Source organism: Bacteroides sp. K03, assembly GCF_019734355.1.
GTDB classification, from domain to species: Bacteria; Bacteroidota; Bacteroidia; order Bacteroidales; family Bacteroidaceae; genus Bacteroides; species Bacteroides nordii.
Genome location: NZ_JAASHC010000025.1, coordinates 22,754 through 38,783 on the forward strand (window position 1 = coordinate 22,754; position 16,030 = coordinate 38,783).

Consider the following 16,030-nt stretch of genomic DNA (forward strand, 5'->3'; position numbering starts at 1 on the left):
TTCCTGCTTTATTGTTTTTTCCGTATTAATCTTATTTAATCCTTATGATGAAAAAAAAATTAGGACTATTTACATTGCTGCTGTTTTGCTGGTGTACCCTGATCCAGGCACAGAATGTATCGCTTAACCTAAAGAATGTGACGGTTAAGGAAGCGCTTGAAGCCGTAAGAAAACAGACCGGTAAGTCTTTTTTCTTTAATGTAAATGACGTCAATATGAATCAGCGTATCACGATGAATATCAAAGACGAATCTCTGGATAAAGCTCTTACCCTCATACTCGAAGGGCAACAACTGAATTATGAAATAAGAGACAATCATATTGTTCTTTCCAAACTACAGGAAAAGGCGCAAGTTGGCAAAGAGCTTGCCGTAAACGGAAAAGTTACAGATGTCGCCGGAGAGTTACTGATTGGTGTGAATGTAGCCGTAGATGGGGTAGGGGTAGGAATCACCGATATTGATGGTAATTACTATATGAAAGTACCGGTGGGGAGTACGCTTACTTTTACGTATGTTGGCTATAAACCCCTCTCTGTGAAAGTGAAGGATAAGACTACCATTAATATAAGAATGGAGGAAGATAATAATGCGCTGGACGAGGTAGTGGTAATCGGTTACGGTACACAGAAGAAGGCAAACCTGACTGGAGCCGTGGGATATACGGATGCCAAAGCGATAGAAAACCGTCCGGTGGCTACTCTGGGACAGGCTATTCAAGGTACAATCCCTAACTTGAATATATCTTTTGGTTCCGGAAAACCGGGAGAAGCCACCAATATGAATATTCGTGGTTTTGCTTCTATCAATGAAGAGTCTAAACCGTTGATATTGATAGATGGTATCGAGGGAAACATCGATAATCTGAACCCACGCGATGTGGAGTCCATTTCTGTATTGAAAGATGCCTCTTCTTCGGCCATATACGGAGCCAGAGCGCCTTTTGGTGTAATATTAGTTACTACCAAGAAGGGGAAAAGCGGAAAGATGCAGATCAATTATAACGGGCGTTTCAGTTTCTCGACCGAGACAACAAATACTGACTTTATTACGACCGGATATGATGCGGCTAAATTGGTGGACGGCTTCATGCGTTCGTACAACGGAAGTTCTTATACCCGTTATACCGAAGATGATTACAAAGAACTTGAAGCCCGGAGGTATGATAAAACAGAGAACCCCGAACGTCCGTGGACAGTGGTACAAAACCGTACGGGAGAAGATACGTATATGTATTATGCCAATTTTGACTGGTATAATTACCTGATAGATTCCAGTCGGCCAACCTGGGATAATAATGTGAGTATATCCGGTGGTACTGATAAGATAAATTATCTGGTAAGCGGGAACTTCAATACGCAGACCGGTATCTATGCACAGAATCCGGATAAATATAAAACCGGTAATCTCAGGGCGCGTCTCAATGCAGAGGTAAAACCGTGGCTGTCTCTTAACTTTGCCACAAGTTTCTTCTCATCTAAATATTCGGCTCCGGGATTGGGACACGGGAACAATCTGCCCAACTATACTTTCCATGCAATGCCGTTCCTGATGCCGTATAATCCGGACGGAACCCATGTATTCAGCAACCCGGTCATTTCGGAGCAACCCACTGACGGGGTACATATAATGACTGCCGATGGTAATTCTAAATCTGTGGAGGACAAGAAGCAGATAACCTATACGGTGGGTGCAACATTTAAATTGTATAAAGGGCTGTCTCTCAATACAAATTATAGCTTTAAATATAATACGGTTGATTATATGGAGCGTACGGCAAAGTCGCAATACTCTCAACATCCGGGAGTATCGGAAGATGCCGGTGGTTCATTATTTAAGAATAAGTTGCGGCAATTGAACGAAAGAACTTATTATCACAGTGTGGATGCTTATTTAAGCTATGACCAGTCTTTTGGCGGACACAATCTGCGTGCAGTAGCCGGTTTCAACTATGAACAGAGCGCTTATAAAAGAATTTACGGAACCAAACTGAACATACAGTCGAACAACCTGAACGACTTTAACCTGGGAGATATTGGTAAGGATGTCACTTTGGAAGGAGGACAGGATGAATGGGCTCTATTGGGCTATTTCGGACGTTTGGGTTATGACTGGAAAGGCAAATACCTGGCTGAGGTAAACGTTCGTTGGGATGCCTCTTCCCGTTTTCCGAAAGATCAGCGTGCCGGTATTTTCCCTTCTTTCTCGGCAGGATGGCGCATCAGTGAGGAGAAATTTTTTGAACCGGTTCGTAATGTTGTTTCTAATCTGAAAGTGAGAGGTTCTATCGGTGCATTGGGAAATCAGGCGGTTAAGGATTGTTATCTTTATCTGCAAAAATTAAGTATGGTGCAGTTTGATGGTTATCTTATCGATGGCGAGAAACTGACTTATGCAGAAGTTAGCCCTCCACCTACCGCAGGTAATCTTACATGGGAGACCATAATACACAAGAATTTGGGTATTGACTTGGGATTCTTTGATAACCGGTTGACTTACAGTGCGGATGTCTTTATTCGGGATACACGGGATATGCTCATACCGGGTAAAGTGTTGCCGGGTGTATATGGAGCAACCCAGCCACGTGAAAATGCAGCGGACTTACGTACAAAGGGATTTGAAATGACTCTGGCCTGGAATGATAGTTTCACTCTTCTGGAGAAGCCGTTTAGTTATAATCTGTCACTGAGTCTGGCAGACAGCCGTTCACACATCACGAAGTATGACAATCCTTTGAAAGAGTTCAGTAAATCCAGTTACTATGTAGGGATGGAAATTGGTGAGATATGGGGTTATCACGTATCAGGCCTGTTTAAAACAGATGAAGAGGCGAAAGCCTATCAGGAAGCCATAGATCATAGTTATGTTTGTAAAAATATCCTTGAAACGGCTATTGGAGAGAATAAAGGTCTGAAAGCAGGTGATATGATTTTTGAAGACCTTGACGGCAGCGGAAGGATAGATGATGGAAAGAAAACAGCAGATGACCGTGGAGATATGCGTATTATCGGTAATTCGAGACCGCGCTATACCTATAGTGGTAACCTCGGGTTTACCTGGTCCGGCATTGACTGTTCGGCCTTCTTCCAGGGAGTAGGACGTCAGAACCGTTATCCGGGAGGGAATGCAATGCTTTTCTGGGGAGGATTTGCCCGTCCTTATGCTTCATTCACTCCGGTTGACCTGCCTGATAATATCTGGTCGGAAGAGAATCCTGATGCTTATTTTCCGAGAATGCGCGGATATGCAGCACAAGGTGACCGTTCACTGGCAAAGGTGAATGACCGTTACTTACAGAATCTGGCTTATTGCCGTCTGAAAAACTTCACAATCGGTTATACGATACCACGTGCGTGGACTGCTAAAGTAGGAATGGACCGGGTGAGATTTTATTTTAGCGGAGATAATCTGTTGACATGGACGAAGCTAAAGACTGATTATGTAGATCCTGAACAGTTCTCTGCCGATGCTGATGCGCGTGTATATCCTTATGCCAAAACATTCTCGTTTGGTTTGGATGTAACCTTTTAATTAACCTCTAAAAGATAAGAAGATGAAAAAAAATAAATATATATATGCTTTTCTCCTGTTGTTCGGAGCAACAAGTTGTGCAGATATGCTGGACCGCTTTCCACTCGATGCTTTAGCGCCAGAGACCTATTATAATGATGAACAGGAACTGAGGAGTGCAACGAATAATTTTTATGGGTTGTTTCCGGGAGCTCCTTCCGGTTATGGTGAAAGTGAAGATGTAGTGTGCATATTCACTCTTCCGGAAGCGGTGGTAGGGTCGCGTACCATTCCTACTTCCGGAGGTGGATGGGATTGGGGATATCTGCGTAACATCAATTTCTACCTGGCGCATTCCCATCGTTGTCCGGATACGGCCATACGGGAAAGATATGATGGCATTGCCCGCTTTTTCAGAGCTTATTTCTATTTTGAAAAAGTAAAGCGTTTCGGGGATGTGCCCTGGCATGAGAAGGCAATGGCCTCGGATGATACCGATCTGACAAAACCACGTGATTCCAGAGTATTTGTTGTAGAAAAGATATTGGAGGATATTGATTATGCTATTGCACATATATCCGATAAGGCTGAGTTGTATAGAGTGACCAAATGGACAGCAATGGCTTTGAAGTCGAGAATTTGTCTCTTTGAAGGTACTTATCGCAAATATCATGGTATACCCGGTTATGAGGCACTTTTGGATCAATGTATCGCTGTATCGGAAGAGTTTATCACAAGTAGTCCTTATTCCATTTATAAAGGAGGTGAAAAACCATATCGCGATTTATTTTCTTCGATGAATGCCATTGCGCAGGAGGTTATTCTGGCAAGAGACTATGATTTGGGTAAAGCTGTTGTCCATGAAGCTAATTATAATACGATGGCATCTACCTACGGACGTCCCGGAATGAATAAGAAAGTGGTGAATAGCTATCTGATGACTGATGGAAGTCGTTTTACTGATAAAGCCGGATATGAAACGATGCAGTATTATGATGAAATGCAGAACCGCGATCCACGTTTGACACAGACCGTGGTAGGACCCGGATATACCCGTATTAATAGTACTACGGTAGAGTCACCCAACTTTAACTCCTCTACTACCGGCTATCAGATTATAAAATGGGTGACCGATGCCAGTGGAGACGGATACATGAAATCTTCAAACGATTATATCCTGTTCAGGGCAGCAGAAGTTTATCTCAATTTTGCTGAAGCAAAAGCCGAAAGAGGTACACTGACTCAGAATGATCTGAATATTTCGGTTAAAAAGATTCGTGACCGGGTGGGAATGCCTAATATAGATATGGCGGCAGCTAATGCCAATCCGGATCCTTATCTCAGTAATGTGGAAACAGGATATGCAAATGTAACCGGAGCGAATAAGGGAGTAATCCTTGAAATACGACGTGAACGTACGGTTGAACTTATTCTTGAAGGCTTTCGCTACTATGATGTGATGAGGTGGAAAGAAGGTAAAATCTTTGAGCAACCTTATCTGGGCATGTATTTCCCCGGATTGAACCAGGGAGAAGGGGAGAACCGCTTCGATGTATTCGACATGAATGACGGTACTCTGCTGGATAAAGACAAAGTGGATATCTGTATTTATACCGGAAAGAAACCCTCGGGAGCAGCTGTGAAAAACATTCGTAAGTTCTATAAACTGGGTGATGAGTTCCGTTTTACAGACGGATTGAAAGGAAATATTATAGTACACGATGTAAAGGATGAACCTCGTAAATGGAGGGAGGACAGGGATTATTTATATCCTATACCCACTCAGGAAAGAGTACTGAGTAATGGAAACATAACACAGAATCCGAACTGGGAAGACGGACTCAGCTTTTAAATAAAAAAGGGGGGCCGTTCAAAAAGCCCCCACATCTAAATATGAAATAATTGTTTAACACTTAATTATTTGACTTATGAAAAGTATTACTTTGATTGGAAAGCGGGTATTTGCTATTGCTACATTTGCCTGGTGTGCTACAACTGTATTTGCACAGGAACAAATCTGGAATTTCAATGCGGAAGAAGTTGCTGATTATGCCGCATTCTTTAAACAACCTTCTGCTATTGAAGGAAAATGCAACGCAGAAGCAATGGGGATTGATATTAATCGGGAAGGCTTTTCCTGGAGTGATATGAATACCTGGAAAAATACAGAGGGGAATATCTGGAGATCTTATTCTGCTACCTATGCGGAAACTATATTCGGAATTTGCGTAAATGCTGCTGCTCCTTTTAATGGAAGAACGAGTAGTTTGTCATGGACTAATTCAGAAGGAGATAACAAATGGTATCCTGTTTTGCCTGCTGTGAAAAACCTGAAAGGAAAATTTGTATTGAGAGATTGCAAGGCTTCGGTTGTACATATCTCAAACACTCAGATGGATACGGTAAAAATAGCTATGAATAATGGAGAAAATGACTGTTATTTACACATCAGACGTAATCCTTTTGTGAAACAGATTGACCTGAGTGGTTCTACCGGAAAATGCCGTCAACTTGCCGGGTATAAAAATATTCTATCGGATGAAACAGCTTTTGTTTGTACGGATTGTCGGAAGACTGAATTTTTGGATTGGCTGTTAAATCTGGAAGACAATTGCTACTCTTATTCTACACTGCCTTTACACCCTGCTACAGGTAAAGTATTGGGAAGTGGTTATAAATCTCAGTGGAACACAGCAGGTGGTTTTCCTGTAGGTGTGAAAAACGATAAAGGCGAATATGAGATAGAAGTAGATGAAGATATTGACTTGTCCGGAGAATATGATGTAATGGGGAAACTAACCACATTTACCTGGAAAAATGAAGATGGTGATATTATCACACCGACATCAGCAGATGCAAATGGATGGTTTAGCTTCGGAGATGAATGTGTGGGTAAAGTATATCGTTGTGAAATGCAGAATGCAACGTATCCCGAGCTTGCTCTGAATACAGTGTGGGTAAAGGTTGTAAAGAATTATTCTACAGGAGTGAACACGTCTCAAAGAGAATTGATAACAGTAGGACCCAACCCGGTTGATGAAGTGATTTATGTATCAGCGCCGGATGTTCAGCGCATTGATATCTATTCTACTACAGGTGCATGTGTAAGAAGTGTGAAAGGGGGACAACAGGTGAATGTAGCAGATCTTACTTCTGGTTTGTATTTTGTGAAGGTAATTACATCTGCGGATGAAACATTGGTGAAGATTATCAAGAAATAATTTTATTAAAGTAACTCTTAACGGCTGGCAGAAGGTATATATTCTTCTGCCGGTTGTTGAAAACCGCAAAGCACTATGAGAAAGTATATATTCTTTGGAACTTTTTTATGGATATGTCTGCAATTGTCAGCCCAGACTTATCCCAAGGATAATAATGTAATCAGAATCCTGACATATAACACTCATTATTGTAAGGGAGGAACTGATCCCGGTAATATTAACGATGGCAATACGCGGTTACTGGCTTCGGTGATTAAGACACTGGATGCGGATGTGGTTGCTCTACAGGAGCTTGATAGCGCAGCAAATAGCCGGGGTAAACGATATTTGTTGGAGCAGATAGCCCAGGCAACCGGGCTCGATTATACTCCGGTGTATGGAGCTGCATCCAAATGGGATGGAGGCAGTGTGGGATGTGGCAGCCTGATAAAGAAATCTTTTTCCGTGAATAAGATAAAAAAGATTGCATTGCCGGGAGATGAACCACGGATAGCAGTGAGGACCGATCTTGATAAATTTGTTTTTATAAGTACTCATGGAGATTTGAATGATAGCAAACGCATACAAGGAGCTAATATTATTAATAATGAATTGGATTATATTCGTAAACCGGTTTTCCTGGCAGGCGATTTGAATGATTGTCACCGGTGGGGAAACGGAGGAATAGCATTTCCTATTTATATGCAGAAATTTGAGATAGTAAGTGATACTGAAGGCAATACAGTCTGGAATGGAGTGCATGGAAATGAAGGAGCCGATCAGGGACTGATTGATTATGTTCTTTTCCACGATTATGGTAATTCTGAAATACAGGTACAACAAACTCATATTGTACGTACTATTGAAATAAATGGAGCTACGGTTGATCTGAAAAACGTTTCGGATCATTATCCTGTCTTTATTGATATAACACTCCCCGGTTATACGAGTATCACGAATATAGAAAAGGGAGAAGATTTTTATATATGCTTTAACTCTGCTGATGCCACTCTTTACGTAAGAGGAGAAAAAGAAGAGGTGAATCGTGTAGAAATCTATTCATTGACCGGACAAAATGTGATAGACGTAAATGGTGAGATAATTAATTCTGTGAATCTGTCAAATCAGCCCGAAGGAGTATACATTGTCAAAGTTTCCTCTACCAGGAAATGCGTGATACGAAAAATCGTAAAAAATTAATCTTAATATATAAACCAGTTATAATATAACCTATGATCGTCATGTTACGAAAACTATTTTTTGTCGGAGCTGCTTTGCTGTTATCTGTCTGTGTGAGTGCTCAGAATTATAATAAAGAAAAAGGTGCCATACGTCTGCTGACTTACAATACTCATTATTGTAAAGGAGCTACAGATCCGGGTGAGTTGACCAAGGATAATATTGAGAAGCTTGGTAAAGTGATAAAGGCTTTGGATGCGGATGTGGTTGCTTTGCAAGAGTTGGATAGCGCTGCTGTAGGCAGAGGGGCGCGTTATCTGTTGAAAGAGATTGCTGATGCAGCTGGTAGCGGATATGTACCTTATTATGGCAGTGCGGCTCCGTTTGACGAAGGTAGTATAGGCTGTGGAGTATTGATAAAGAATACACTGCCCGTTAAGGGGATACAGGTCATTCATTTACCTGGTGATGAAACCCGGGCAGCGGTAGCAGTGGAATTGAAAAATTTTATATTTATAGGTACACACTCAGACCTGAATGACGAAAAGCGTAGGGAAGGAGCTCAAATAGTTTGCGATTGGGTCGGGAAAAAAAGTAAACCGGTATTTCTTGCCGGTGACTTGAATGATTCTCATCGCTGGCCCAATGGCGGTGTTTCATTCCCGGTGTGGGTAAAGTACTTTGATATTATTAGTGATACTACAGGAAATTCGATCCCGGGACGAACAGACTCCGGAGCTCTAATTGATTATGTCCTGTTGCTGAAAAACAGAAAGGCTTCAAAAGTAAAAGTTCTCCGGACGCACATTTTACGTACTGTTTCTGTGGATGGCAAGAGTGTGGATACAGCTACTGTGTCCGATCATTATCCCGTTTTTGTAGATGTGAAGTTCTAAAAATAATAGTTGTCCGATAGCAGTGTCTCTCCCCCTTACGAGTAAAAATATCTCGTAGAGACACTTGCATGATCTTAATTAATTAAAATATATGCTGATGCGAAGAATCCTCTTACTCTTTTTTACATCCATGGTAATGTATGGATGTTCAATGTCTACTGAATCAGATCAACCTGTTAGTGAGTTAGCTGAACGGTTATTGCCGGATAATAATTCTTCTTCCTTCATCTTCGAGAAGCTTTCTTCGGATTCCGACTTCTTTGAATTGGAGCAGGCTGCAGATGATAGAATTATCATCAGGGGGAATAATGGTGTATCTATAGCGCGGGGATTGAATCATTATTTGAGGAATTATTGCCACAAATCGGTTTCGTGGTGTGGCAATAACTTATCAGAGTTACCTGTACCCTTGCCACCAGTTAGAGAAAAAGTGAGAGTTACGGCTTCTTTTCCCTATCGTTATTATCTGAATTACTGTACATACAGTTATTCCATGGCTTTTTGGGATTGGGAACAATGGGAGAAAGAGATAGACAGAATGGCACTTCAAGGTATCAATATGCCGCTGATGGCTGTGTATAGTCAGTATGCGGTATGGCAGAATACATTGCGGAGATTAAACTTCAGTGAAGATGATATACGTAAGTTTTTGCCGGGAGCAGGTTATGAAGCCTGGTGGTTAATGGGAAATCTTGAAGGTTTTGGTGGTCCGGTAACTCCGGAATTTATAGCACGACAGACCGATTTGCAGCAGAAGATGTTGAAGCGAATGAGGGAGTTGGGAATGAAGCCCGTGTTTCAGGGATTCTATGGTATGGTTCCGAATGCATTGGAAGAAAAATTTCCTGATGCCCGCATTAAAGATCAGGGGATATGGGGTACTTACCAACGGCCTGCATTTTTGGATCCTACCGATCCGCTTTTTGATAAACTTGCTGCTATCTATTATGAAGAGCAAAAGAATCTATTCGGTGAAGCACAGTTTTTTGGTGGAGACCCTTTTCATGAGGGAGGAACCTCTGAGGGAATTAATGTGAAACTTGCTGCGCAAAAGATATTACAGGCTATGCGAAAAGTAAATCCGCAGGCTGTGTGGGTATTGCAGGGATGGCAACACAATCCGGTAAAAGAGTTAATGGAAGGCTTGAAGCCCGGAGAAACCATTATTCTGGATTTGATGGCTTGCGAACGCCCCCAATGGGGGGGAGTTAAAACTTCCATGTTCCACAAGCCGGAAGGACATTGGAATCATCAATGGATATGGTGTGCTCTGCCCAATTTCGGAGGAAAAACAGGATTGCATGGTAAGATGAGTAGTTATGCGTCAGGACCTGTCTTTGCCAAACACCATCCGATGGGGAAAAACATATGTGGTATTGGCACGGCTCCCGAAGGAATAGGGACCATCCCGGTTGTCTATGATATGGTGTATGATATGGCCTGGCGAACGGACAGCATTCATATTCCTCAATGGCTTGACAATTACACTTATTATCGGTATGGAACAGAGGATAACAATTGTAACAGGGCCTGGAAATTATTATCCGAAACAATCTACGAATGTCATAATGAGTTGGGAGGTCCTGTAGAGTCTTATATCTGTGCCCGTCCTTCTGATACCATTCAGCATGTATCTACCTGGGGAAATGCCGTGATGTTTTATGATCCGGTGAAGGTGGTAAAAGCATGGGATCTTCTTTATCAATCGCGTAAGAGATTTAATCATTCGGATACGTATGAATACGATTTAACGGATGTCACTCGTCAGGTTTTGTCCGATTATGCCAAATATCTGCATGAAAGAATGGTGCTGGCATTTCAGAAAAAAGACAAAGAACGTTTTATGGAATATAGTGGCAAGTTCTTGAATATTATAAAGGATGAAGACCGGTTGCTATCTACGCGTAAGGAGTTTATGTTGGGTACGTGGCTGGCAGAAGCAGAAAAGGCAGGGGGGACACCGGAAGAAAAGAGACGCTTTGTTACCAATGCTAAGAGGCTGATTACGACCTGGACGGATACTGATTCGGATTTGCACGACTATGCTAACAAAGAATGGAGTGGGTTATTGATCGATTTTTACCTTCCTCGCTGGGAGGCTTATGTGACATACAAAACCAGTTTGCTATATGGAAAGAAACTGCCGTATCCGGATTATTCCAAAATGGAACAGGAATGGGTACTTACCAATTCAACTTATCTTTCGCGGGTGAATCCTGAAGGAACCATAGCCGTTGTTGAAGATTTATATAAACGTTACCATACCGAAATAGAACAAAATTATCAGAAAAATTGAAAAACAAGTATATGATGATAAAAATGAGTATATCCCGGTTGTTATTTTGCAGTAGTTTATTCCTGTCGGGAATATCTGTGTTTGCTCAGGAACTTCCTTATAAGCAACCCAACCTGCCCATAGAGGAGAGAGTGAATGATCTTTTAAGTCGTATGACTCTGGAAGAGAAGGTCGCACAGATCAGACATATCCATTCCTGGAATATATTCAATGGACAAACATTGGATACAGAGAAACTGAAAGCCTTTTCTAAAGGAATGAGTTGGGGATTTGTAGAGGGTTTTCCGCTTACAGGTGCAAATTGCCGGAAAAATATGCAATTAATACAGAGGTTTATGGTAGAGAATACCCGGCTTGGTATACCTGTATTTACAGTTGCGGAGTCGTTGCATGGTTCTGTACATGAAGGCTCTGTTATCTATCCTCAGAATGTGGCCCTTGGTAGTACGTTCTCTCCGGAACTGGCCTATCGTAAAGCTGCAATGATAACGAAAGATCTGCATGCCCAGGGGATGCACCAGGTACTGGCTCCTTGCATTGACGTAGTACGCGATTTACGCTGGGGGCGTGTGGAGGAATCTTTTGGAGAGGACCCGATTCTTTGTGGTCTGTTTGGAATTGCAGAGGTAAAGGGATATATGGATAATGGCATTTCGCCAATGCTGAAACATTACGGACCACACGGTAATCCACTTAGTGGTTTGAATCTGGCTTCTGTAGAATGCGGGCTCCGTGATTTACACGAGGTATATCTTAAACCTTTTGAAATGGTGATTCAGCATACGCCTGTTCTGGCTGTAATGTCTACCTATAATTCATGGAACCGTATTCCTAATTCTGCTTCTCATTATTTATTAACTGAGGTACTTCGTAATCAGTTTGGATTTAAGGGATATGTATATTCTGATTGGGGAGCGATTGAAATGTTGAAAACATTGCATTATACGGCTCATAATTCGGAAGAAGCTGCCATGCAGGCTTTTACTGCCGGACTTGACGTAGAAGCTTCCAGTAACTGCTATCCGCTATTGGCTGATCTTATTAAAGAAGATAAACTGGATGAAGAGATTCTGAATGAATCTGTCCGCCGGGTATTGTATGTGAAGTTTAAAATGGGGCTTTTTGAAGATCCTTATGGTGAACAATACGCTCATTGCAAAATGCATCCGCAGGAAGGAGTGCAGCTTTCAAAAGAGATAGCAGACGAATCTGTAGTATTACTGAAAAATGAAAACGGACTTTTGCCACTAAATGCCGAAAAGTTGAAATCGGTAGCAGTAATCGGACCTAATGCCGACCAGGTGCAATTCGGTGATTATACATGGAGCCGTAATAATAAAGACGGAGTGACTCCATTGGCTGGAATCAGACAGCTGTTGGGGGACAAAGTAACGGTGCGTTATGAAAAAGGGTGTAGTCTGGTCTCTCTGGACACCAGTGGGATAAAGAAGGCGGTTGAGGTAGCCCGGCAAAGTGAGGTAGCCATTGTTTTTTGTGGTAGTGCCAGTGCCGCTTTGGCTCGTGATTATAAAAGCTCTACTTGCGGAGAGGGATTTGACTTAAATGACTTGAACCTAACCGGAGCACAGAGCCAGTTGATAAAAGAGGTTTATGAAACCGGAACACCTGTAGTGCTGGTCTTAGTAACCGGTAAACCTTTTACTATTTCCTGGGAAAAGAGACATATACCAGCCATTCTGACTCAATGGTATGCAGGAGAACAAGCCGGAAATTCGATTGCTGATATCCTTTTTGGCAAAATTTCTCCTTCGGGCAGGCTTACTTTTTCTTTCCCACAGAGTACGGGACATTTGCCTGTTTATTATGACTATCTTCCTTCTGACAAAGGTTTTTATAAAAATCCCGGAAGTTATGAAACTCCGGGGAGAGATTATGTTTTCTCCAGTCCCGATCCTTTGTGGGCCTTTGGGCATGGGCTTACTTATACATCCTTTGTATACAAGTCTATGGAAACGGATAAGGAACACTATGATCCTACTGACACGATATATGTAAAAGTAGATATAAAAAATACAGGGAAGAGGGATGGAAAGGAAGTGGTTCAATTGTATGTACGTGATAAAGTGAGTACGGTGGTCACTCCTGTTAAGCAGCTTCGTGATTTTGAAAAGGTATTGGTTGAGGCTGGAAGTACCCGGACTGTCCGGTTGAAAGTTGCCGTGAAAGATTTGTATATTGTTGATGCCGGAAACAGGAGGATAGTTGAACCCGGCGAGTTCGAACTGCAGGTAGGAACTGCTTCTGACAACATCCTTCAAAGAAAAACGGTGATAGTAGGTGATTTTGAACGTTCGGCTTCTGCTGAAGGTATGAAAGTGGCTAAAAGTAGCAAGAATATTTCTATTCATGGTGAAGTACGTGATGTACAGGCTACTCTGATTGGTGGTGTGAACATCTATGCCGGGAGTTCAGGAAAACTATTAGGACAGAGTGATGATAAAGGACAGTATCGGATTGATGCGGGAAACCATGAGATTTTGGTTTTTAGGAAAAAAGGATACCAATCTTTGGAAGTTCCTGTAGACAATTTAGGAATTATCAATGTCCGTATCAATTATGGAGAAAATTAAATGAATTGTTATTATCAATAAAACTTGGAATATATGCGAATTAAATCTTTTTATCTGATACTCTTTGTCTTGGTGACATTATTCTCCTGTGAGAACAAAAATGAAGTGAAATCTTACAATGAAGGGCTTCATATTGTACCCGAGCCTAAAATGATAGAGCAACAAACCGGTGAATTTACATTAACATCTCAAACTAGTTTTGTTACTGATAATGATACTCTAAAAACGGTTGCCGGCTATTTTGCGGAAAAGATGCAGCACTCTACCGGACACCGTCCTGATATTGTGAAAGAAGCAAAAGATAATTGTATCCGGTTGACTCTGGATCCTGCTTTAAGTATGAAGGACGAGGGATATAAGCTCATTGTTACTTCCCGGGAAATCTCTGTTCAGGCAAAGTCTGCGCACGGTATCTTTTATGGTATGCAGACTGTAATGCAACTTCTGCCTGCAGAGATTGAAAGTGAAGAACCCGTGAAAAATGTTGTGTGGACACTTCCTTGTGTTGTAATAGAGGATGAACCGGCTTATCCTTATCGGGGAATGATGCTCGATGTTAGCCGGCACTTTCATGATGTGGATTTTGTGAAAAAGCAATTGGATGTGATGGCAATGTTTAAGATAAATCGTTTCCATTGGCACCTTACGAATGATCATTTGTGGACGATTGAAATAAAGAAATATCCAAAACTTACTGAAATAGGTTCTGTCCGTCACAATGCCGATGGTACCATTCATCAAGGTTACTATACACAGGAACAAATAAAAGAGGTAGTGGCTTATGCTGCCGAGCGGTTTATTACTGTTATCCCGGAAGTAGAGTTACCGGGGCATGCCTTGGCTGCTTTGACTGCTTATCCGGAGTTGTCCTGTACCGGAGGTCCTTTTCAGCTTAGAAACAAATGGGGAGTAGAGGAAAATGTGTATTGTGCGGGTAATGAACAGACCTTTAAATTTCTTGAAGATGTATTGGAAGAGGTCATTCCTTTGTTTCCGGGGAAATACTTCCATATCGGAGGAGATGAATGTCCGAAAGTGAAATGGAATGCTTGTCCGAAATGTCAGAAACGCATACGGGATGAGAAGTTGAAAGATGCACATGGACTGCAAAGTTATTTTGTACATCGTATTGAGAAAGTACTTCTTGAACACGGAAAGAGTATGATAGGTTGGGATGAGATACTTGAAGGAGGTTTGGCTCCTACGGCTACAGTGATGTCATGGCGTGGAGAAGAGGGAGGAATAGAAGCCGCCTCCATGGGACATGATGTCATTATGACTCCTGCCAAATGGTTGTATATTGATTTTGGACAGGGTAATATTGAGGTAGAACCTATTGCGATTAATTTTACAACACTATTGAGCAAGACATATAACTATAATCCTACTTCAGAGAAAATACCGGCAGATTTGCGTTCTCATGTTCTGGGCGCCCAGGGTAATATGTGGACGGAATATGCAACTACTCCGGATTATACCGAATACCTGCTTTATCCCAGAATACTGGCAGTAGCCGAACTGACCTGGACTCCTTTGGAGAAGAAGGATTATGCCTCTTTTGAACGCAGGTTAAATAATCAGTTGGTACGTCTGGATGAACATCATATCAATTATCATATTCCACTGCCGGAAGGTCCGATGGCAGATCGTGTTGCTATTGTCGGAACAGATACACTGAGTTTCTCAAACAGTCGTAATCTGCCAATGGTCTATACACTGGATGGAAGTGAACCAACGATACACTCGACAGTTTACAATGACCCTATTATTGTCAGTACTAATCAGGTGATACGTATTGCTACTCTTTTGCCTTCGGGCAAGATGAGCAGAACCCGGGTGATTGAAGTGGTGAAAGAAGATTTACTTCCGGCATACAAAGATGATACGAAACCCGGCATGCAGTTGGCGCATGCCGATGGAGATTTTTATTATGTAAAGGATACAGAAAATGCTGTATGGAAAGAGTCTAAGACAGTGACGGATTTCGAATTAAAACCGGTTTTGGAAGATAAAGGAGCATTTTGTTATTCAGGATATTTTGAGGTTCCCTGTGATGGAGTCTATTATCTGTCAACCGAAATGGATGAACTTCAGGTAGACGGGAAAGTTGTATTGAGCAATGATGGTAAGCTGATACGTCATTCTCATAGCCGCACTTCCCTTGCTTTGCAGCAAGGAAAACATGCATTCCGTCTGTTGTTTATTAATAATAATATCGGAGGGTATCCCCGTGTGTGGAACAATAAAGGTTTTATTATAGGACAAAAAGGTGAAGAGTTGAAATTACCGGTTTCATTTACACATTGAGTGTGAGTTGTTTTTAGGATAATAAAGGAGAGCTACTTTTTTCAATCGGGAT

The 16,030-nt window shown here is 41.8% G+C and carries 8 protein-coding genes; all 8 read left to right on the plus strand.

Features of this window, described 5'->3' with window-relative positions:
• Positions 1-44: 44 nt before the first annotated feature.
• The 8 genes from HCG69_RS15440 to HCG69_RS15475 all read left to right on the plus strand — a co-directional run bounded on the left by HCG69_RS15440 (position 45) and on the right by HCG69_RS15475 (position 15,978).
• Positions 45-3,530 (plus strand): TonB-dependent receptor, encoded by a 3,486-nt coding sequence (locus HCG69_RS15440; protein ID WP_221650782.1) that lies wholly within the window; start codon positions 45-47, stop codon positions 3,528-3,530.
• Between the two features lie 22 nt (positions 3,531-3,552).
• Complete coding sequence (locus HCG69_RS15445) at positions 3,553-5,361, plus strand: RagB/SusD family nutrient uptake outer membrane protein (protein WP_221650783.1); 1,809 nt, start codon at positions 3,553-3,555, stop codon at positions 5,359-5,361.
• A 76-nt stretch (positions 5,362-5,437) separates the two neighbouring features.
• On the plus strand, positions 5,438-6,730 hold the full coding sequence (locus HCG69_RS15450; RefSeq protein ID WP_221650784.1) for a T9SS type A sorting domain-containing protein: 1,293 nt from the start codon (positions 5,438-5,440) through the stop codon (positions 6,728-6,730).
• Positions 6,731-6,805: 75 nt separating this feature from the next.
• On the plus strand, positions 6,806-7,909 hold the full coding sequence (locus tag HCG69_RS15455) for an endonuclease/exonuclease/phosphatase family protein (RefSeq protein WP_221650785.1): 1,104 nt from the start codon (positions 6,806-6,808) through the stop codon (positions 7,907-7,909).
• A 41-nt stretch (positions 7,910-7,950) separates the two neighbouring features.
• On the plus strand, positions 7,951-8,784 hold the full coding sequence (locus tag HCG69_RS15460; RefSeq protein ID WP_221650786.1) for an endonuclease/exonuclease/phosphatase family protein: 834 nt from the start codon (positions 7,951-7,953) through the stop codon (positions 8,782-8,784).
• A 97-nt stretch (positions 8,785-8,881) separates the two neighbouring features.
• On the plus strand, positions 8,882-11,080 hold the full coding sequence (locus HCG69_RS15465) for an alpha-N-acetylglucosaminidase (RefSeq protein ID WP_221650787.1): 2,199 nt from the start codon (positions 8,882-8,884) through the stop codon (positions 11,078-11,080).
• An 11-nt stretch (positions 11,081-11,091) separates the two neighbouring features.
• Positions 11,092-13,671, plus strand: a complete 2,580-nt coding sequence (locus HCG69_RS15470; RefSeq protein WP_370634156.1) for a glycoside hydrolase family 3 C-terminal domain-containing protein — start codon at positions 11,092-11,094, stop codon at positions 13,669-13,671.
• Positions 13,672-13,704: 33 nt separating this feature from the next.
• Positions 13,705-15,978 (plus strand): family 20 glycosylhydrolase, encoded by a 2,274-nt coding sequence (locus tag HCG69_RS15475; protein WP_221650788.1) that lies wholly within the window; start codon positions 13,705-13,707, stop codon positions 15,976-15,978.
• Positions 15,979-16,030 lie beyond the last annotated feature (52 nt).

Bases quoted from the DNA above. Each gene is read 5' to 3' on its own strand.
- HCG69_RS15440 (WP_221650782.1), top strand. From the start codon at position 45: ATGATGAAAAAAAAATTAGGACTATTTACATTGCTGCTGTTTTGCTGG.
- HCG69_RS15445 (WP_221650783.1), top strand. From the start codon at position 3,553: ATGAAAAAAAATAAATATATATATGCTTTTCTCCTGTTGTTCGGAGCA.
- HCG69_RS15450 (WP_221650784.1), top strand. From the start codon at position 5,438: ATGAAAAGTATTACTTTGATTGGAAAGCGGGTATTTGCTATTGCTACA.
- HCG69_RS15455 (WP_221650785.1), top strand. From the start codon at position 6,806: ATGAGAAAGTATATATTCTTTGGAACTTTTTTATGGATATGTCTGCAA.
- HCG69_RS15460 (WP_221650786.1), top strand. From the start codon at position 7,951: ATGTTACGAAAACTATTTTTTGTCGGAGCTGCTTTGCTGTTATCTGTC.
- HCG69_RS15465 (WP_221650787.1), top strand. From the start codon at position 8,882: ATGCGAAGAATCCTCTTACTCTTTTTTACATCCATGGTAATGTATGGA.
- HCG69_RS15470 (WP_370634156.1), top strand. From the start codon at position 11,092: ATGATGATAAAAATGAGTATATCCCGGTTGTTATTTTGCAGTAGTTTA.
- HCG69_RS15475 (WP_221650788.1), top strand. From the start codon at position 13,705: ATGCGAATTAAATCTTTTTATCTGATACTCTTTGTCTTGGTGACATTA.